Origin of the sequence: Achromobacter sp. SIMBA_011 (assembly GCF_046535435.1) — a bacterium.
GTDB classification, from domain to species: Bacteria; Pseudomonadota; Gammaproteobacteria; order Burkholderiales; family Burkholderiaceae_B; genus Achromobacter; species Achromobacter dolens.
In genome coordinates this window covers 1-265 of record NZ_JAWRWN010000614.1, presented here as the reverse complement: position 1 = coordinate 265, position 265 = coordinate 1, and the positions used below count along the sequence as shown (strand labels likewise).

1 protein-coding gene is annotated in these 265 nt (G+C 66.0%); it reads right to left on the bottom strand.

Going from position 1 to position 265, the window contains the following annotated elements; translation table 11 throughout:
* The coding region (locus SB816_RS32395; protein ID WP_410548297.1) for a cytosine permease at nt 1–265 on the bottom strand (265 nt) is incomplete at both ends.

Below are 265 nucleotides of genomic sequence, written 5' to 3'. Positions count from 1 at the left end.
GCACGATGTTGGAAGCGAAGAAGCCGATGTACATGACGCCGGCGATCACCACCACCAGCAGCGCACCGAGGGTGCCGAACTGGGCGCGGCTCTGGATCATCTGCGGGATGCCCATTTGCGGGCCCTGGGCCGAGTGCAGTGCCATCAGTACCCCGCCGACCAGGTGGCCGACCAGGATGGCGACGATGCCCCATATCAGGTTCAGGTGAAACAGCTGCACGCCCAGCGCGCCGGTGACGATGGGCAGCGGCGCGATATTGCCGCC